Genomic DNA, 17,197 nt, shown 5'->3' on the forward strand with positions numbered 1-17,197 from the left:
ATCAAGCTCGACGCACGTAGAGAATATCCGGCAGGCCTTCTTCGTTGGTGGTGCCCGCGCCGAACGCCTCGGGGCGAAAGCCATGGCGCTCGTAGAAGCGACGCGCGCCGGTGTTGGCCTGGAAGCAATGCAGTTTAACGATCCGTAGCGCGGCGGTCGCTTGCACCAGCAGCCGGCTGCCGATGCCTTGCCCCGTCCAGGCGGGGTCGAGATAGAGCTGTTCCACCCAATCGCCGCTGAGGGCAATGAAGCCGACAATGCCGGTGCCGGCCTCGGCGACCGTCACCTGCTGCCGGGACAGCACGATCTCGCGGATGAAGGCAAGATCCTCATCCGGCGTGTGGATGACCGGCATCCAGGAGAACGAGCCAAGTGCGGCCCGCATGACAATGGCGATGGTCGCGGCATCCAAAGCCGTGGCGGGGCGCAGCACGATTTTGGTGGGATCGTTCAAAGGCGTTTCTCAACAGAGGTCAGCGCTGCCCTCATCCCCCTGCCGGGACCTTCTCCCCGTGAACGGGGAGAAGGAAGGCTTCGGCCGAAGGCCGAGCCCGCGACTACGGGCCGCCGGCTTTCCGGCGCCCCGCGGAGGGCCAGCCGCGGCAGCGGCGATACGGCCCGTGAGCGATAAACGGAATCGGCCGAAGGCCGAACCCCGTGAGCGAAAACAAACCAGCCGTCAGGCCGCCTTCTTCTTCGGCTGGATCAGGCCGCGCTCGACCAGAAGCTCGGCGATCTGCACCGCGTTGAGCGCCGCGCCCTTGCGCAGATTGTCGGAGACGATCCACATCGACAGGCCGTTGTCGATGGTCGAATCCTCGCGGATGCGCGAGATGAAGGTGGCGTCCTCGCCGGCCGATTCCAGCGGCGTGATGTAGCCGCCATCCTCGCGCTTGTCCAAGACCTGGCAGCCCGGCGCTTCGCGCAGGATATCGCGCGCCTCGTCGGCGGTGATCGGCTTTTCGAACTCGATGTTGACGGCTTCGGAATGGCCGATGAACACCGGCACGCGCACACAGGTCGCCGTCAGCTTGATCTTGGGGTCGAGCATCTTCTTGGTCTCGGCGACCATCTTCCACTCTTCCTTGGTCGAGCCGTCGTCGAGGAAGACGTCGATATGCGGAATGACGTTGAAGGCGATGCGCTTGGTGAACTTCTTGACCTCGACGCCATCGGCGACGAACACCGCGCGGGTCTGTGTAAAGAGTTCGTCCATGCCTTCCTTGCCGGCGCCGGATACCGATTGATAGGTGGCGACGACGACGCGCTTGATGGTGGCGACATCGTGCAGCGGCTTCAGCGCCACGACCAGCTGCGCCGTCGAGCAGTTCGGATTGGCGATGATGTTCTTGCGGGTGAACAGCGAGATCGCATCCGGGTTCACTTCCGGCACGATCAGCGGCACGTCCTGGTCGTAGCGGAAGGCCGACGAGTTATCGATGACGACGCAGCCCTGCTTGCCGATCTTCGGCGACCACTCCTTCGAGACGTTGCCGCCGGCCGACATGATGCAGATGTCGGTGTCGGAAAAATCATACTGGTCGAGCGTCTTGACCTTCAGCGAACGGTCGCCGAACGACACTTCGGTGCCCTGGCTGCGCCGCGAGGCCAGCGCCACGACTTCGCTTACCGGAAAGCCGCGCTCTTCCAGTATGTTGAGCATTTCGCGACCCACATTGCCCGTGGCGCCGACTACCGCAACTTTGAAACTCATCAGAAATCTCCTGTCCCTCTCCGCTTGGTTTTTGGAGAAAACCCGCCGGCCAATGCGGGTTTCGTCCCCCGGGCCGGACCCGGGAGAGGGTGGTTAGGCCAAGGGAATCACACCGTTTTGGTGGTGGTTTTGGCCATAGTTTTGCTGGAACGGTAAGACGCGCCAACGCGCCCGGCCCCATGATTGTGGCCGGGGAAGTCGAAGGCAAGAAGAGCCATCAGAAGGCCGCGCATCGAAAATGATCCCGTTCGATGCCGGCTTTTACGCGGTTTGCGTCAGGAGTCAATTGCGGCCAGGCACACGCCTGCCCTGTACAATAGCGGCCGCAAGAAGTACGAACGCCCAAATAGTGTTTGGCTGGCGTGCGTCAGCCCCGGCATGTGCTCCATGATGAGCCCAGACCCTGAATTCCGAAAGAGTGAGATGTCCAATTTCGAAGCTATTGTTCCTGCGCTGGCAGAAGCGCTGGAAAAACGCGGCTATACCGAGCTGACGCCAGTGCAGAAGGCCGTGCTGGAGCTCGGCGAGTCCGACGCTCTGGTGTCGGCGCAGACCGGCTCAGGCAAGACCGTCGCCTTCGGCCTCGCTTTGGCGCCGACCCTTCTTGGAAGCGCCGAGCGTTTTGACCAGGCTGGCGCACCGCTGGCGCTGGCCGTGGCGCCGACGCGCGAGCTCGCTCTGCAGGTGATGCGCGAATTGCAATGGCTCTACGCGCCGACCGGCGCCACCGTCGCGTCCTGCGTCGGCGGCATGGACATGCGCTCCGAACGGCGCGTGCTGGAGCGCGGCGCCCACATCGTCGTCGGCACGCCCGGCCGCCTGCGCGACCACATCACCCGCAACTCCCTCGACATGTCGGCGCTGAAAGCCGTGGTGCTGGACGAGGCCGACGAGATGCTCGACCTCGGCTTTCGCGAGGACCTCGAATTCATCCTCGATGCCGCACCGGCTCAGCGCCGCACGCTGATGTTTTCGGCCACCGTGCCGCGCTCGATCGCCACGCTGGCGCAAGGCTATCAGCGCGACGCCGTACGCATCTCGGCCGGCGGCGAGGAAAAGCAGCATCTCGATATCGAATACCGGGCGCTGAATGTCGCCTATCCCGACCGCGAGAACGCCATCATCAACGTGCTGCGCTTTTACGAGGCGAAGAACGCGCTGGTGTTCTGCAACACCCGCGCCGCCGTCAATCATCTGACGGCACGCTTCAACAACCGCAATTTTTCCGTCGTCGCACTGTCGGGCGAGCTCAGCCAGAACGAACGCACCCACGCGCTGCAGGCGATGCGGGACGGCCGCGCCAAAGTCTGCATTGCCACGGACGTCGCAGCGCGCGGCATCGACCTGCCCAATCTCGAACTGGTCATCCACGCCGATCTGCCGACCAATCCCGAAACGCTGCTGCACCGCAGCGGCCGAACCGGCCGCGCCGGACGCAAGGGCGTCAGCGCGCTGATCGTGCCCAACGGCGCCCGCAAGCGCACCGAACGGCTGCTGCAGAATGCCGGGCTGAAGGCGACATGGGCGAGCCCGCCCTCCGCCGACGAAGTCATCAAGCGCGACGACGAGCGCATCCTTGCCGATCCAGCCTTCGAAGAGCCGATTGCCGAGGACGAGCGCGGCTTCATCGACGCGCTTCTGGCCAGGCATGGCGCCGAACAGGTGGCCGCCGCCTTCGTGCGCCAATGCCGCGCCAGCCGCTCGGCGCCCGAGGAGCTTACGGATGTCGCACCGTTCACGCCTTCGCGTGACAAACCGGCGGGCGAAAAATTCGAGCGCCGCGATGAAGCGCCAGGCCGGCGCGACGATTTCGGCGACAGCGTCTGGTTCTCGCTGTCGATCGGGCGCAAGCAGAATGCCGAGCCGCGCTGGCTGATCCCGATGCTGTGCCGCACCGGCAACATCTCCAAGCGCGAGATCGGCTCCATCAAGATGCAGCAGGATGAGACCTACGTGCAGATCGCGGCCGACTGGGCCGATCGCTTCCTCGCCGCCATCGGCCCCGACAAGAAGCTGCAGGGCAACATCGTGGTGAAGCGCCTGGACGGCACGCCCGACCTGTCGCGGGCCGGCTACCAGGCGCCGAAGCCGGACAAGAAACCGCATCGCGGCAAGCGACCGTTCGAGGCGCCGCAAAGCGCACACAAGCCGAAATTCGAGAAGCGGGAACGGCCCGCCGGCGATGCAAAGCCTTGGGCCGGGAAACCGAAATTCGACAAGGCGGGACCGCCGAAGAACAAGAAGCCGAAGAAGCGGCCGGTTTGAGGCTCTTATCGGCCAATTACAAATGCAGGCGCTGCCCCTCATTGCCCTGCCGGGCATTTCTCCCCGTAGAGTGACGGGAGAAAGGGCGGACCGCAGCCTTGGCGCTCTTCTTGCAGCGTTGGTGATTGGCGGAATCGTCGATAACAGCGACCCCTCTCCCCGTCACTATACGGGAGAGGATGCCGGCAGGCAGGTGAGGGGCAGCGCCAACGCACCGGAAAATAAAGCAACTCATGCCTGAACCGTTTGCCCTCCATTTCGTCCACCCCCTTGCAGTCCGCCGCAACTTTGAACAGTCTGTGCCTGCACGGGGGCGAGGCTAAATGCGCGGCGAAGTTCTTCACTATGACGAGGCCCAGGGTTTCGGCTTCATCACCGGGGCGGACGGCAACCGCTACACCTTCGCGCGCGAGGATCTGCGCCGTGATACCGTGATCGCGAACGGCGCAGTGGTCGAGTTTCTGCCGGCAAGCGGTCAGGCGCGCGACGTTTTTTCAATCCGCGCCCAGCCCGCCAGTCCCGCCACCGCTGCGCCAGCGGCAAGCGCCGCGCCGCCCAAGGCGGCTGCCGCTTCAGCCGCGCCACAGCATTTCGGCCGCCTGGCGGAAGACGGCGCGGTTCGCGATAGCGGACTGCCGGGTTATTTCTGGCGAGGCGTGACGCGCAACTACATCAACTTCGCCGAACGCGCCCGCCGCAAGGAATTCTGGGGCTACTGCCTGTTCTGGACCGTCAGCTTCATCCTGGTCGGAATTGCCGGCGCCCTCGCCGACCAGGCGGTCGGCAATTTCGATGCCGGCAACTGGCCGATTGTGATGATCGGCGTCTGGGGGCTGTTTTGGCTAGCGACGTTCCTGCCCTGGGTCGGGCTCGTCGTGCGCCGCTTGCACGACATCGGCCTGACCGGCTGGCTGGCAATACCTTACTTCGCAATCACCTTCATGTTCGCTCCGGCTACGCTGATCCTCGCGCTGATACTCGGATTGATCCCGACCCAGGCCCACGAAAACCAGTGGGGGCCGGTGCCTGGAGGAGGCGGAGCCTAGACCCGCACCAAGAAATGAGCAGCCGGCTGTTTGCGGACAGCCGTGCTATAACAATGGCTTAGGTCGCAGCCGGGAAGGCAGCTGCTGTTTTGACCGAACGAACGAAATATTCTCTTTGCCATTTAGTCCGTGCACAGATAATCTGTGCAATCATCAAATCGACGATCGAAAACGGATGATGGAGCCAAGACAAATGTGGACCAACGAGTACACCGCAATTTCCCCCCTTTCGGCGCAGGCCATCTGGAACGCGCTCAAGGCGCTGCACGAAGGCCGCCTCACCTACGAAGGGTCCGATACCTTCGTACTGCACGGCCCGTTCGCCAAGGGCACCCGCGTCTCTGTAACGCCCGTCGGGCAGGACACCTTCGAATCGACGATCGTCGACCTCGTCGACGCTGTAACCTATGCCGACGAGACCTCGTTCGGCGACACGAAACTGTTGTTCAGGCATACGCTGACGCCGGTCGAGGGTGGCACTCAAGTGACGCATCGCCTCGATATTTCCGGCCCATCGGCCGCCGAGGTCGGACCAGAGCTCGGGCCGCAGATCAGCGGCGATTTCGACACTTCGATGGCCAAACTGTTCGAGCAGGCAATGGTGTTGGCGAACGGTGGCTGATCAAGGGGATCTGAACACGCGCTTCAGCGGACCATCCGAGAGCCCCGGCTTGCTGCTCTGGCGAACCACCATGCGCTGGCAGCGCGTCATGACGGCGGCGCTGGCCCCGCTTGACCTTACCCATGTCCAGTTCGTGCTGCTGGCTTCGGCGATGTGGCTCGGCCGCTATGGCGAGCCGCCCAACCAGGTGCAGCTCGCCGCCCAGGCCGGCACCGAGGTGAAGATGACGTCGGACGTCGTCGCCCGGCTTGAGGCAAAGGGACTGATTGTGCGGGACACCGACCCGCGGGATTCCCGCGCCAAGGTGATCCGCGTCTCCACGACGGGGACGGCCGCAGTCCAGCGCGCTATCGTCGCCGTCGAAGCCGCCGACGCTGCTTTTTTTTCAACCGTGGACGAGGCGCAACTCGTCGGCCTGCTGAGACGGCTAGCCGGCGAGATCCGCTGAGTTTGGCCGCTAAGCCAGGAATTTGGCGATGATGGCGTCACCCATCTCGACAGTGCCGACTTCGGTCATGCCGTCGGACAAAATATCCTTCGTCCGGAGCCCGTCGTCGAGCACGGCGGCTATGGCGCCTTCGAGCTTGTCGGCCTCATCGACCATGCCGAAGGAATATCGCATGCACATGGCAAACGACGCGATCATGGCGATCGGGTTGGCGATGCCCTGTCCCGCAATGTCCGGCGCCGAGCCATGCACCGGCTCGTACAGCGCCTTGCGCTTCCTGGTTTTCACATCGGGCGCGCCGAGCGAGGCCGACGGCAGCATGCCGATCGATCCGGTCAGCATGGCGGCGATGTCGGACAGCATGTCGCCAAACAGATTGTCGGTGACGATGACGTCGAACTGCTTTGGCCAGCGCACCAGCTGCATGCCGCCGGCATCGGCGAGCATGTGGTCGAGTTTGACGTCGGCATATCTGGCTGTGTGGGTCTGGGTGACGACCTCGTTCCACAGCACCCCGGATTTCATGACGTTGCGCTTCTCCATGGATGTCACATGGTTCTTGCGCGTGCGCGCCAGCTCGAAGGCGACGCCGGAAATGCGCTCGATCTCGAACGTGTCGTAGACCTGCGTGTCGATGCCGCGCTTCTGGCCGTTGCCGAGATCGATGATCTGCTTCGGCTCGCCGAAATAGACGCCGCCGGTAAGCTCGCGCACGATCAATATGTCGAGGCCCTCGACGACTTCCTGCTTCAGCGAGGACGACGCGGCCAGCGCCGGATAGCAGATGGCGGGCCGGAGATTGGCGAACAGCTCCATATCCTTGCGCAGCCGTAGCAACCCGGCCTCGGGACGCACCTCGTAAGGCACCTTGTCCCATTTCGGCCCGCCGACGGCGCCGAACAGCACGGCGTCCGCAGCCATCGCCTTTGCCATGTCGCCATCCGAAATCGCCGCGCCATGCGCGTCGTAGGCACAGCCGCCGACCAAGCCTTCATCAGTGGCAAAACCGCTGCCGAGCTTTGCGTTCATGGCGGCGATCAGCTTCTTCACCTCGGCCATCGCCTCGGGGCCGATGCCGTCGCCGGCGAGCAGGAGAAGATTTTTCGAAGCCATGGAGAACCGTCCGATGCTGTTTGGAGAAACCGCGGCCTTGCTAAACGCCAAGAGCTTGCGGCGCAAGGGGATGAAGAACGCTACGACGGCGCCCGCCTCTCAAGACCTGGGTTCCTCGCCGTGGCCAGAGGCGGGGGAGAGGAACAAATCACTTGTGCGACAAAATATTCACCAACCGGCCGAACGGATCGCGCACATAAAACCGCCGTACGCCCCACGGCTCGTCGGCCGGACCGTATTCGACGGCAAAGCCGGCGGCCTTCATGCCTTGCAGCGCCGCATCGACATCGTCGACCTCGATGGAGAGGTCCGGCACCGGCGTGCCGGAGCCGCCCCGGGCCATGAAGCTGATCTGCACCTGCATCCGTTCGTCGGACCCGTAGGTGACGATCCAGCCCTGATCCATCAGCACATCGAGGCCAAGCACGTCCTGATAGAAGCGTTTCGCCGCCGCCGCGTCCTGCGTCCCGATATTGGCTACGATGCGCCGGACCGTCATGGCTTTGGCCTCCTCAAGCCGTGCGCCGCAGCGCCGTGACTTCGATCTCGATCTTCATTTCCGGCTTGTTGAGCTGGCACACGATCATCGTCGCCGCCGGCCTGATCTCGCCGAAAGCCTCGCCGAGGATGGGGAAGACGACGTCCGCGATGGCCTGGTCGGTGATGTAGTAATGCGCCCGCACCACATCGGCCATGTCGAAGCCGCCATCCCTCAGCGCCTCGGCGATGGTCGCCAGGCAATTGCGCGTCTGCGCCTCCACCGTTTCCGGCATGGTCATCGTCGCATAGTCGTAGCCGGTCGTTCCCGACACGAAGCACCAGTCGCCCTGCACCACCGCGCGCGAATAGCCGGCGGTTTTTTCGAAGGGCGAACCGGTGGAGATGAGTGTGCGCATGGAGCCTCGCTGTGGTTTCGGACACTTTTGCAGGGAAAGGGCCGGCCGGGCCATGGGCCAAGTCAGGTGCAAATCTTGGTCGTCGGCGGGACAGCACCCCCCTCTGGCCTGCCGGCCATCTCCCCCTCAAGGGGGGAGATTAGCAGTTCGGACGCCTTTCTCGCTTTCCACATTTGCGATTGGCGAAAGCCAGAGTGACGTCTGATCTCCCCCCTTGAGCGGGAGATGCCCGGCAGGGCAGAGGGGGTGTGACGGATCGCGACGGAACAAGCATGAACACCGAGTGTTCGCCGCGCTGCCGCAAACCCTAGTTCCCCGACTCCTGCGCCTTGTCCATTGCTTCCTTCACATCCGCCGGCCAGTCCGCCACCGGCGGCCAGGCCTGCGGCTCGCCATTGTCGCCGCGGCGGGCGAAGTAGAGCGTGTGCTTGGCCGGGTCGACCGCCATGAAACCGTCATTGCTGCCGCATGCGTGCGGCACGCAGCCGGTGGCGTAGAAGGGGCCCGACGCCATCTTTTCGGTGCCGCCGCCGACCAGCAGGCTGGTTGCCATGTCGGGCATGGTGTCGCCGAGCAGCGTCTGCGCCGCGTTGTAGACGGCCTCATTGTGGAAGGCGTCGATGATGTTCTGGTATTTGGCCGGATCGACGTCCTTCCAGTCCGTACCCGGCTCCGGCGCGTAGGTCAGGTCGCCCGAGATCGTCAGCCCGTCGCTGGGCGACCATTGCAGCGCTTGCTTCGTATCGCCCGGCAACAGATACGGCACGAAATAGATGGCGTTGTCGGCCACCGCCGCCGGCGGCGCCCCGCATTCGTCCTGTTCGACCTTGAGGCTTTGTATCTCGCCGCCTTCCGGCTTCCAGACGATGACCTTGGCCGGGCCGCACTGGTTGCCGCCGTCGCCGACATCGACCAGCGCCACGTCGACGCCGCCGACCTTGACTGTTCTGTCGAAGAACACGTCATAATTGCTGGCCAGCTGCTTGCCGTCATAGGCCAGCACCTTCTCGCCATCCTGCTCCGGCTGGGTGATGGTCAGCTGCCCGCCCTCGAACGGGACCGGCCCCTGGCTGTCATCGTCCGCCAGGGCCGCATTGTTCGACGCGCCCAGATCGGCGGCGGACGGATCTTCTGCCGGCACGAGTATCTTGTCGGTCTGTGCTTGCGCGCCGGCCACCGGCATCAGCATCCACGCCAGCGCGCAGGCGCCGGCAAGAAGAAAACGTGTCATGACTGTCCCCTCCGTTCAGCCGCCACGAACCCGGCTTTGTGGCGGCCGGGCCATCTCGTACCACTCAGGCCCAAGGACGCTCGGCAGCGTTCTTCTTCTCGAACGAGGCGATGGCGCCGGCCTTCTCCATGGTCAGGCCGATATCGTCGAGACCGTTCAGCAGGCAGTGGCGCTTGAAGTCGTCGAGGTCGAAGGTGACCACGCCGCCGTCGGGGCCGCGGATTTCCTTGGCCTCGAGGTCGACCGACACCGTCGCATTGGAGCCGCGCGAGGCGTCGTCCATCAGCTTCTCCAGGTCTTCGGGGCTGACGGTGATCGGCAGGATTCCGTTCTTGAAGCAGTTGTTGTAGAAAATGTCGGCGAACGACGTCGAGATGACGCAGCGAATGCCGAAATCGAGCAGCGCCCACGGCGCGTGTTCGCGGCTCGAACCGCAGCCGAAATTGTCGCCGGCGACCAGGATCTGCGCCTTGCGGTAGGCCGGCTTGTTGAGCACGAAGTCGGGGTTTTCCGAGCCATCGTCCTTGTAGCGCATTTCGGCGAACAGGCCGCTGCCGAGCCCGGTGCGCTTGATCGTCTTGAGATAATCCTTGGGGATGATCATGTCGGTGTCGACATTGACGATCGGCATCGGTGCGGCGACGCCGGTGAGCTTGGTGAATTTTTCCATGGCTTTTGCCCGTTCTTGATCGAATTCGTTGCGTCAGGGTTTGCTGCGCCCGGTTTACACAAAGCCGCCGGCAAATAAAAGGCAACTGTTGGTGCGCGGCCCGATCGAAAGATCGGCGGCAAACGTCTTTAAAACCGGCCGCCGCTGGTGCACCTTGCGCCCATGACCACACAATCGAATATTATCTATGCCAGTGAACCTGAGCTCGACGTCGCTGAATTCCGCCGCGTGCTGGTCGAATCCACGCTCGGCGAAACACGCCCCGTCGATGACGACGCCCGGCTGCAAGCAATGCTTTCAGGCGCGAACCTGGTGCTCACGGCGCGGCTCGACATCGAAGGCAGGCCGCTGATCGGCGTTATCAGGGCCATCACCGATTTTTCCTGGGTGTGCTACGTCTCAGAGCTCGCCGTGTCGCAATCGGCGCAAGGCGTCGGCATCGGCAAGGGCCTGATGGACGAGGCCCGCCGGCAGCTTGGGCCTTCGGTCGCCATCAGCCTGATCTCGATGCCCGACGCCGTCGGCTTCTACGAGCGTATCGGCATGAAGCGCATGGCCGACGCGTTCTGGTTCTCCCGCGAGGGCTGACGCCGCATCGGGCGCAATTGCCGACCGGGTTGGGCAGTCAAGGCGGGCAAGGTTATCGGGCAATGCGGAACGGTGTTCAGGACCCTGCTGAGCAACGCCTCCTTGCCGCCCTTGACCCGCGCTTCATCCGGTCCACATCCCCAGCATGGGAAATCGCCGATCTCTCATAGGCACCGCCGGCTGGGGAATTCCGTCTCGATACAAGGCTGAGTTTCCGCAGTCCGGTTCGCATCTCGAACGTTACGGAAAACGCTTTCCGGTCGTCGAGATCGACACCTCGTTCTACAAGCCGCACCGCCGCGAGACCTATGAGCGCTGGGCTCACGCCGTGCCGGAGCACTTCCGCTTCGCGGTCAAGGCACCGAAGAGCATGACCCATGAGCATCGCCTCGCCGATTGCGAGGGGCTGACAGAGGACTTTCTCGGGCAGGTCGAAGGTCTCGGCGAAAAGCTGAGCGTGCTTCTGGTGCAGCTGCCGCCGAGCTTGCCCTTCGAGCCGGAGGTCGCCGGCGGTTTCTTCGACATGTTGGGCAAGCGTATCCGGGCAAGGCTGGCATGCGAGCCGCGCCATCCCACCTGGTTCAGTGCCGAGACGGACGCACTGCTGGCCGGTCACCAGGTCGCCCGGGTCGCCGCCGACCCGGCTTCGGTTCCGGAGGCAGCAGGGCCGGGTGGCTCGCCCGGCCTTGCCTATTTCCGCTGGCACGGCGCGCCGCGCATCTACTATTCGGGTTACGATGCCGAAACGCTCGACCGGTTTGCGCGGCAAGTGGAAGCAGCGGCCGCTTCCGGTGCCGAGGTCTGGGGCATTTTCGACAACACGGCCGCCGGGCATGCACTGGGCAACGCGATGGCTGTCGATGCGATGGTTGCTTAGACGCTCGCGGGACAGCACCCCCCTCTGGCCTGCCGGCCATCTCCCCCGCAAGGGGGGAGATTAGACGCTCGATCGCTTCGCCAATCTCCAACGTTGCGAGGATAGCGGGACGCCGGAGCTATCGATCTCACCCCTTGCGGGGGAGATGCCCGGCAGGGCAGAGGGGGGTGGGCGGGAACTCGGCAGTGAGCTTTTGCCGCCTCAAATCACGTTCAATTCCCGAAACGCCCTTCCCTCAGCCACTCTGGCGTACCCAAACGCCGAGCAATCCACCGTCCGATACCCGCCATGCACCAACAACTCCGCCAGCGCCTTGCCGACGGCCGGCGCCTGCTGCAGGCCGTGGCCGGAAAAACCGTTGGCGAAGATGAAGTTGCCGACCTCGGGATGCGGTCCGACCACGGCGTTCTGGTCGAGCGTGTTGTAGTCGTAATGGCCTGCCCAGGCGCGGGTCGGCTTGATCGCCTCGAAGGCGGGGATGCGGGTTGCCAGCACGGGCCAGATCACCTCTTCGAACAGCGGCCAGTCGACGTCGAAATCCCGGGGGTCGGCGGGGCCATCGCCCTCCTCCGGCTCGGCGCCGCCGGTGAGATAGACCGAGCCTTCAGGCCGGACATAGATGCCGGATGGGTCGACCAGCAGCGGCATGTCGGCGTATTTTTCCCGCGCCTCGAAGACGAAAACGTTGCGCTTGCGCGGCTCGACGGGCAGGACGAGTCCCGCCATGCCGGCCACCTTGCCGGCATTCGGCCCGGCGGCATTGACGACGATGCCGGCTTGCAGTCTTTCGCCATTGTCGAGGTCCACGCCGGTGACGCGGTTGCCCTGCCTCTCGATGCCGGTGACGTCGGCGGCGATGAAATCGATTTGTCTGTCGCGCAGCGCCTTGCGGAACAGCGTCAGCATCGCATGAGCGTCGAACCAGCCCTCGCCGGTGCGGCCGAAGGCGCCGGCGCTGATGCCTTCCGTCGACAGCCACGAAAAGCGCTTTGCCAGCTGGTCGGCATCCTCGAGCAGAATGTCGGCGCCCTCGGCGACCTGCGCCTCGTGGTTGGCTTTCAGGATCGGCAACCCGGCCTCGCCGGCCAGGATGAGATAGCCGCCTTCGCGAAAACCGATATCGGCATCGGTGCCGAAGGTCTCCTTCAGTCGCCGGAACAGGTTTAGCGTGAACTGCGACAGCCGGATATTTTCCGGAATCGAGAATTGCTGACGGATCGAGGCCATGGACAGCGTCGTTGCCGCATGCGCGAATTGCGGGTCGCGTTCGATCAGCGCGATGGAGCCGGAAAAGCCTTCCTCGCGCAGATAATAGGCGACCGAGGAGCCGACGATGGCTCCGCCGATGATGACGGTGTCGTAGCGCACTTTGTTCTCCGATCCGGCCGCCGGCATCCTTCACGCCGCCGGCACAATGATCTCGAAGCGCGTGCCGCGCCCGGAGTCAACCAGCGCGATCGTGCCATCATGCGCTTTCAGGAGGGCCAGCACTATGCCGAGGCCCATGCCGGTGCCGCCGGACTCGCGCCGCGTGGTGAAGAACGGCTCGAAAATGCGCGCCCTGTTGCTCGGCGAAATGCCGGCGCCATCATCGCTGATCGCAATCGTCACTTTGCCGTCGGCGCTGGCAGCCGCCAGCAAAACCTGGGTCGCGCCGTGCCTGGCGGAATTGTCGATCAGGTTGGCAAGCACGATCGCCGCATTCTCGGCCGAGATGCGCAGACCGGTTTCGCCGCCCGTCTCGATGGTCACAGCCAGCCTGCCGTCCACCGGCAGCAATGCCAGCGCCGCATCGAGCGATGTGCTTTCGCCGCTCGGCGCCAGGTTTTCCGCGCGCGCCAGATCGAGCAGGCGCCGTACCAGCAGATTGAGCCGTCCGGCATCGTTGACGATGTTGCCGGAAAACCGCTTGCGCTCTGCCGCGTCCATCGCCTCGCCGGAATCGCGCAAGAGTTCGGCCGCGCCCTGGATCGCCGTCAGCGGCGATTTGAGCTCGTGCGAGACATGGGTGGCAAAGGTCTGGATCGAGTCGGAGCGCGCCTGCAGCTTTTCGGCCATGTCGAGAAAGGCCGCGGACAGCTCGGCCATTTCGCGCGTGCCGTGATGGTCGAGCGGCCGGATGGCGTCGCGGTCGCCGGCGGCGATGCGCCTCGTGCGCTCCATCAGCGCGTAGATCGGCCGGCTGACGGTGCGCAGGAACACCAGCGCGATCAGCAGCGTGCCGAACAGCATGGCGATGGCCGCCAGCGTCACCTTGCCGCGTTCGCCATAGAGATGCTTGACGATGTTGTTCGGCGTTCGAGACAGGTAGATCACGCCGGCGACATGGCCGTCGACCGCGATCGGCATGGCGACAAAGACGCGAACTTTCGTGCCGCGGCTGACCGAATAGAGGGGCGGTGGCGGCTGGTCGGGAATTCTTTGTCTCAACACGCTGGCGTAGTGGCCGGCAAGGGCGGTGCGCACCTCTTCGACATTGGCCAGCGATAGTCCGACCTCGTCGCGCCCTGCAATGACAACGCCGCGCGGATCGAGCAGCCGGAAGCCGGCCAGCGTGGTTTTTTGCGTCGTGTCGAGAATGCCGGACAGGCTGGCGCCGATCGCCGCGAAGGCTGGATCGATGGCCGCGGCGATGCCGGCGGGTCGGGTCGGCAGCAGGTAGTCGGAAGCGAGATCGAGGCTCGGCTCGATCGGCTGGTAAGGCGAGTCGTCGCCACGGCTGGCATCGCCGCTCTCCGCGTTCATCGGCGCACCGAGCCTGTCCGGGGAAATGCCGGCGTCGCTGATATCCTGCGCATAGATCGCCGCGATGACGGCGCCTTGCGCGATCAGCTCGCCCTCGGTCTGGCGGATCAGCTGGTTTTCATAAAGCCGGAAGAAGAACAGGCCGACCAGCGGCAGCGCCAGCACCATGATGAGGATGGCGAGAACCACCGTGGCCAGCCTTGGCCGCCATTTGGTGCCGATCCATTTGGCGTCGCTCAGGCGCCGCATCGGCCGAGCCGGAAACCGACGCCATGCACCGTTTCGATGGCGTCGAGACAGCCCGCCGCCGCCAGCTTGGCGCGGATGTTGCGGATGTGGCTATCGACGGTACGGTCGGCGACGTGGATGTTGGCGGCATAGGCGCTGGCGACCACCAGGTCGCGGCCCAGCACATGCGCCGGCCGCGCCAGAAATCCCCTGAGGATCGAGAACTCGATCGCCGTCAGCGCCAGCGCCTTGCCGTCGAAACTGGCGCCGTGGCTGGCCGGCACCAGGCTGAGCTTGCCATGCGCAAAGTTCTTGTCACCGGCGGGGTCCGGGGCCACCGGGCGGGCGCGGCGCAGGATAACGTTGACGCGCGCCACCAGCTCGCGCGGGCTGAACGGTTTCGTCACATAGTCGTCGCCGCCCATTTCGAGCCCGAGGATGCGATCGATTTCTTCGTCGCGCGCGGACAGGAACAGAACCGGCACATCGGAGCGCTGCCTCAGCCGCCGGCAGACTTCCAGCCCGTCCATCTCCGGCATGCCGATATCGAGCACGACGAGGTCGGGCTCGCGGCCTTCGATCGCCTGCAGGGCGGCTGCGCCGTCGGACACGGCTTGCGTCTTCATCCCGGCCCTCTCCAGCGCAAAGCAGATGATCTCGCGAATGTGCGGATCGTCGTCGGCGACCAGGATCTGATGCGGCATGGATCTAACGGTCCGGCACTGAAGGTTGCGAGGGCTGGGTAGGTGGAGGAAGCACGAGCGGACCTCTCTTGTCGAGAACCTGCACGAGCCTCCAGCCGCGAAAGCTCCAGGCGCGCCACTGCTTCTGCTCGGCGATAGTGTCGTCGATCATCATTTGATCGGCCAGACAGGTGGTTTGGTTTCCGAATTGATGCATGTAGAGGCGGTCCAGAGCCGGCATGGCGGCAGCGCCAAGCGAGCGCAGATATTCGGTATCGATAGGCGTGCCGTCGCCGGTCATTTCAAGGGAATGGTCGACATTGAAATTGGCGATCGTTGCGGCGAAGTTGATGAAGCAGCAGGCATAAAGCGTCGCCGATAACGTCGCAAGATTGGCGGAGAGCAGCCATTCGTTGGATTTTCCAAGCGCGATGCGGGCAATGATCAGTGCAAGCCCTGACGCCACCAACCCCATCCAGACGAAGGCGGCGATGCGCCAGTAGGTCAGTGCATAGACGCCGATATAGAGATCGAGCCTGAGAATTGACGAGATGACCAGCACGATGTTCTGCGCCACCCAGGCATAGACCAGCCGGCGGATCAGCGGATCGCCTGAGGTTTCGCTGCCCGGCCGCAGCGCCGCCAGCACGAAGCCGGCGGCCAGCAGCGCCGTGGCGATCAGCGGATAGGCACCGCGATGGGCATAGGCGGCATAGCTCAACCCGTCCGGCAGGGCGACCCCACCCCAGAGATAGGCGGCGTCGAGCCCGGTCTGCAGCGCAAACAAGGCGTTGAAGACGATCAGCGCGCGCAGAATCGCGGCCTTGCCGAAGACGACGGCCTCGATCGTTGTCGCTGGTTTAGTCGCGGCCGGTGCGGCCACGGCTGCAGGCGGCGTCAAAGGTGGAAGGCGGCGTGGAAGGCGGCGCGGGAAACGCGGCAGGCGAGGCCGCAGGAAAGCCCAGACGCCGGCGAGCACGAACAGCCAGAAGACGATCCGCGCCAGTTGGATGAGATCGAGCAGCTTCATCAGGTCAATCAGCGACAGCCAGTATTCGATGACCGGATTGGCGGCGCCGAACAAGAACAGGAACACCGCGCCCAGCGTCACCGGCATGACCCAGACGATGATGGACGCCAGGCGGATGCGGCGGCCGCCAAGCCGGCGCACCGTGCGGCGCCATTGGAAAAAGTCACGGATAAGGCGCAGCGGCGCCGCCAGCAGGAACAGCGCGACCTGGCCGGCAATGCGGGCGATGCCGTGCCGCAGCCGCCCGGACAGGGACAGCGCAAACACCACCAGCGCCACGACAGCTATCGCCACCGACAGCGGGCTGACGTTCTCGGCCAGCGGCAGCAGCGCGACGAACAAAGCGGCCGGCTTGAGCCAGGGTCGGGTGGAATTCAGTGCGGCAGGATGCACAGCGACCACCGCGCCGGCGATCAGGATGGCAAACAGCAGCACCGTGATCCCGGCGGGCTGGCCGTAAAAGAAAAAATCCGCCAGCGCCACGAGCAGGACGGCGATGCCGAAGCGGCTGGAAACGCTTGCAAACGATGTCATGCGCGGATTTTCCTGATGGGCTGGGTCCGCTCGGCCGGTGGGCGGATAAAGGGGAGCAGGCTCGCTTCCAGGTAAGGGCGGGCCGCCGCCCGGGGCGGATCGACCAACCACCAGCTTTCGCTGCGCAGGCGATAGGGCAAGGACCAAAGGTGAGCGTTTCGCTGTTGCATGCCGCTGTTGTCGCGGGCTCGCATGGAAACGGCGGGGCGGAGCGGAGGAGGTTTTCCGCAGGGATGTGCAGTTTTCGTGCAGGACCTGCGCTTACGGCCGGGGCGCTCCCCCCCATCTTTCCGGACGTTGGCGCTGTCCCAGCCAGGCTCCTTTCCTCTCCCTCCGGAGGGGGGAGAGGTGGCTCGGCGAAGCCGAGACGGAGTGGGGGAACCACCTGGCAATCGCCGCGAACGGACACAGGAAGGGCATTCGGTGCAAACATCGCCTCGCCTTGCGCCCCAAGGGTCGACATCCACTCCGTCGACCCCCACTCCGTCGAGCTTCGCTCGACACCTC

17 protein-coding genes are annotated in these 17,197 nt (G+C 64.5%); 6 read left to right on the forward strand and 11 right to left on the reverse strand.

Annotated elements, in window-relative coordinates; translation table 11 throughout:
* Window position 1: 1 nt before the first annotated feature.
* Complete coding sequence (locus NKI35_RS17630; protein ID WP_023671699.1) at window positions 2-454, reverse strand: GNAT family N-acetyltransferase; 453 nt, start codon at window positions 452-454, stop codon at window positions 2-4.
* Between the two features lie 225 nt (window positions 455-679).
* Window positions 680-1,714: an aspartate-semialdehyde dehydrogenase gene (locus NKI35_RS17635; RefSeq protein ID WP_023671698.1), complete on the reverse strand. Its 1,035-nt coding sequence runs from the start codon at window positions 1,712-1,714 to the stop codon at window positions 680-682.
* Window positions 1,715-2,137: 423 nt separating this feature from the next.
* On the opposite strand from NKI35_RS17635, the gene NKI35_RS17640 reads away from it, so the two are divergent.
* The 4 genes from NKI35_RS17640 to NKI35_RS17655 all read left to right on the forward strand — a co-directional run bounded on the left by NKI35_RS17640 (window position 2,138) and on the right by NKI35_RS17655 (window position 6,095).
* Window positions 2,138-3,979, forward strand: coding sequence for a DEAD/DEAH box helicase (locus NKI35_RS17640; protein ID WP_352741067.1), 1,842 nt, complete (start codon window positions 2,138-2,140; stop codon window positions 3,977-3,979).
* A gap of 323 nt (window positions 3,980-4,302) precedes the next feature.
* Entirely contained in the window at window positions 4,303-5,025 is a 723-nt protein-coding gene (locus tag NKI35_RS17645; protein ID WP_023683826.1) for a DUF805 domain-containing protein, read from the forward strand.
* 193 nt (window positions 5,026-5,218) lie between these two features.
* The gene (locus tag NKI35_RS17650) at window positions 5,219-5,647 is read left to right on the forward strand and encodes an SRPBCC family protein (protein WP_352741069.1); all 429 of its coding nucleotides are present in this window, start codon (window positions 5,219-5,221) and stop codon (window positions 5,645-5,647) included.
* 49 nt (window positions 5,648-5,696) lie between these two features.
* Entirely contained in the window at window positions 5,697-6,095 is a 399-nt protein-coding gene (locus tag NKI35_RS17655) for a MarR family winged helix-turn-helix transcriptional regulator (RefSeq protein WP_352675718.1), read from the forward strand.
* A gap of 9 nt (window positions 6,096-6,104) precedes the next feature.
* Here the strand turns inward: NKI35_RS17655 and leuB are convergent, their stop codons facing one another.
* The 5 genes from leuB to leuD all read right to left on the reverse strand — a co-directional run bounded on the left by leuB (window position 6,105) and on the right by leuD (window position 10,005).
* Window positions 6,105-7,208, reverse strand: coding sequence for a 3-isopropylmalate dehydrogenase (leuB, locus tag NKI35_RS17660; protein ID WP_352741071.1), 1,104 nt, complete (start codon window positions 7,206-7,208; stop codon window positions 6,105-6,107).
* A 148-nt stretch (window positions 7,209-7,356) separates the two neighbouring features.
* Entirely contained in the window at window positions 7,357-7,707 is a 351-nt protein-coding gene (locus tag NKI35_RS17665) for a VOC family protein (protein ID WP_023826854.1), read from the reverse strand.
* A gap of 13 nt (window positions 7,708-7,720) precedes the next feature.
* Window positions 7,721-8,104 carry a RidA family protein gene (locus tag NKI35_RS17670; protein WP_023826853.1) on the reverse strand — a complete coding sequence of 128 codons (384 nt, stop codon included), beginning with the start codon at window positions 8,102-8,104 and terminating at the stop codon, window positions 7,721-7,723.
* A 307-nt stretch (window positions 8,105-8,411) separates the two neighbouring features.
* On the reverse strand, window positions 8,412-9,335 hold the full coding sequence (locus NKI35_RS17675; protein WP_352741074.1) for an Ivy family c-type lysozyme inhibitor: 924 nt from the start codon (window positions 9,333-9,335) through the stop codon (window positions 8,412-8,414).
* A 64-nt stretch (window positions 9,336-9,399) separates the two neighbouring features.
* Window positions 9,400-10,005: a 3-isopropylmalate dehydratase small subunit gene (gene leuD, locus NKI35_RS17680; RefSeq protein WP_023694556.1), complete on the reverse strand. Its 606-nt coding sequence runs from the start codon at window positions 10,003-10,005 to the stop codon at window positions 9,400-9,402.
* 162 nt (window positions 10,006-10,167) lie between these two features.
* Between leuD and NKI35_RS17685 the strand changes: the two genes are divergently transcribed.
* Both NKI35_RS17685 and NKI35_RS17690 read left to right on the forward strand, forming a co-directional pair.
* Window positions 10,168-10,593, forward strand: coding sequence for a GNAT family N-acetyltransferase (locus tag NKI35_RS17685; protein ID WP_023694557.1), 426 nt, complete (start codon window positions 10,168-10,170; stop codon window positions 10,591-10,593).
* Window positions 10,594-10,738: 145 nt separating this feature from the next.
* On the forward strand, window positions 10,739-11,470 hold the full coding sequence (locus NKI35_RS17690; RefSeq protein ID WP_352741076.1) for a DUF72 domain-containing protein: 732 nt from the start codon (window positions 10,739-10,741) through the stop codon (window positions 11,468-11,470).
* 201 nt (window positions 11,471-11,671) lie between these two features.
* On the opposite strand, the gene NKI35_RS17695 is transcribed toward NKI35_RS17690, so the two are convergent.
* Genes NKI35_RS17695 through NKI35_RS17710 form a run of 4 tightly spaced genes read right to left on the reverse strand, consistent with a single transcriptional unit; the run spans window position 11,672 to window position 16,690 of the window.
* Window positions 11,672-12,838, reverse strand: a complete 1,167-nt coding sequence (locus NKI35_RS17695) for an NAD(P)/FAD-dependent oxidoreductase (protein WP_352741078.1) — start codon at window positions 12,836-12,838, stop codon at window positions 11,672-11,674.
* A gap of 30 nt (window positions 12,839-12,868) precedes the next feature.
* The gene (locus NKI35_RS17700; RefSeq protein ID WP_352741080.1) at window positions 12,869-14,464 is read right to left on the reverse strand and encodes a sensor histidine kinase; all 1,596 of its coding nucleotides are present in this window, start codon (window positions 14,462-14,464) and stop codon (window positions 12,869-12,871) included.
* On the reverse strand, window positions 14,452-15,147 hold the full coding sequence (locus NKI35_RS17705; RefSeq protein WP_352741082.1) for a response regulator: 696 nt from the start codon (window positions 15,145-15,147) through the stop codon (window positions 14,452-14,454). The genes NKI35_RS17700 and NKI35_RS17705 overlap by 13 nt, the downstream gene beginning before the upstream one ends.
* Before the next feature lie 4 nt (window positions 15,148-15,151).
* Window positions 15,152-16,690, reverse strand: a complete 1,539-nt coding sequence (locus tag NKI35_RS17710) for a DUF4153 domain-containing protein (RefSeq protein WP_352741084.1) — start codon at window positions 16,688-16,690, stop codon at window positions 15,152-15,154.
* Window positions 16,691-17,197 lie beyond the last annotated feature (507 nt).

The sequence above is a fragment of the Mesorhizobium sp. M0676 genome (genome assembly GCF_040320535.1).
Classification (GTDB): domain Bacteria; phylum Pseudomonadota; class Alphaproteobacteria; order Rhizobiales; family Rhizobiaceae; genus Mesorhizobium.

Bases quoted from the DNA above. Each gene is read 5' to 3' on its own strand.
- NKI35_RS17635 (WP_023671698.1), bottom strand. From the start codon at position 1,714: ATGAGTTTCAAAGTTGCGGTAGTCGGCGCCACGGGCAATGTGGGTCGC.
- NKI35_RS17640 (WP_352741067.1), top strand. From the start codon at position 2,138: ATGTCCAATTTCGAAGCTATTGTTCCTGCGCTGGCAGAAGCGCTGGAA.
- NKI35_RS17645 (WP_023683826.1), top strand. From the start codon at position 4,303: ATGCGCGGCGAAGTTCTTCACTATGACGAGGCCCAGGGTTTCGGCTTC.
- NKI35_RS17650 (WP_352741069.1), top strand. From the start codon at position 5,219: ATGTGGACCAACGAGTACACCGCAATTTCCCCCCTTTCGGCGCAGGCC.
- leuB (WP_352741071.1), bottom strand. From the start codon at position 7,208: ATGGCTTCGAAAAATCTTCTCCTGCTCGCCGGCGACGGCATCGGCCCC.
- NKI35_RS17665 (WP_023826854.1), bottom strand. From the start codon at position 7,707: ATGACGGTCCGGCGCATCGTAGCCAATATCGGGACGCAGGACGCGGCG.
- NKI35_RS17670 (WP_023826853.1), bottom strand. From the start codon at position 8,104: ATGCGCACACTCATCTCCACCGGTTCGCCCTTCGAAAAAACCGCCGGC.
- NKI35_RS17675 (WP_352741074.1), bottom strand. From the start codon at position 9,335: ATGACACGTTTTCTTCTTGCCGGCGCCTGCGCGCTGGCGTGGATGCTG.
- leuD (WP_023694556.1), bottom strand. From the start codon at position 10,005: ATGGAAAAATTCACCAAGCTCACCGGCGTCGCCGCACCGATGCCGATC.
- NKI35_RS17685 (WP_023694557.1), top strand. From the start codon at position 10,168: ATGACCACACAATCGAATATTATCTATGCCAGTGAACCTGAGCTCGAC.
- NKI35_RS17690 (WP_352741076.1), top strand. From the start codon at position 10,739: ATGGGAAATCGCCGATCTCTCATAGGCACCGCCGGCTGGGGAATTCCG.
- NKI35_RS17700 (WP_352741080.1), bottom strand. From the start codon at position 14,464: ATGCGGCGCCTGAGCGACGCCAAATGGATCGGCACCAAATGGCGGCCA.
- NKI35_RS17705 (WP_352741082.1), bottom strand. From the start codon at position 15,147: ATGCCGCATCAGATCCTGGTCGCCGACGACGATCCGCACATTCGCGAG.
- NKI35_RS17710 (WP_352741084.1), bottom strand. From the start codon at position 16,690: ATGACATCGTTTGCAAGCGTTTCCAGCCGCTTCGGCATCGCCGTCCTG.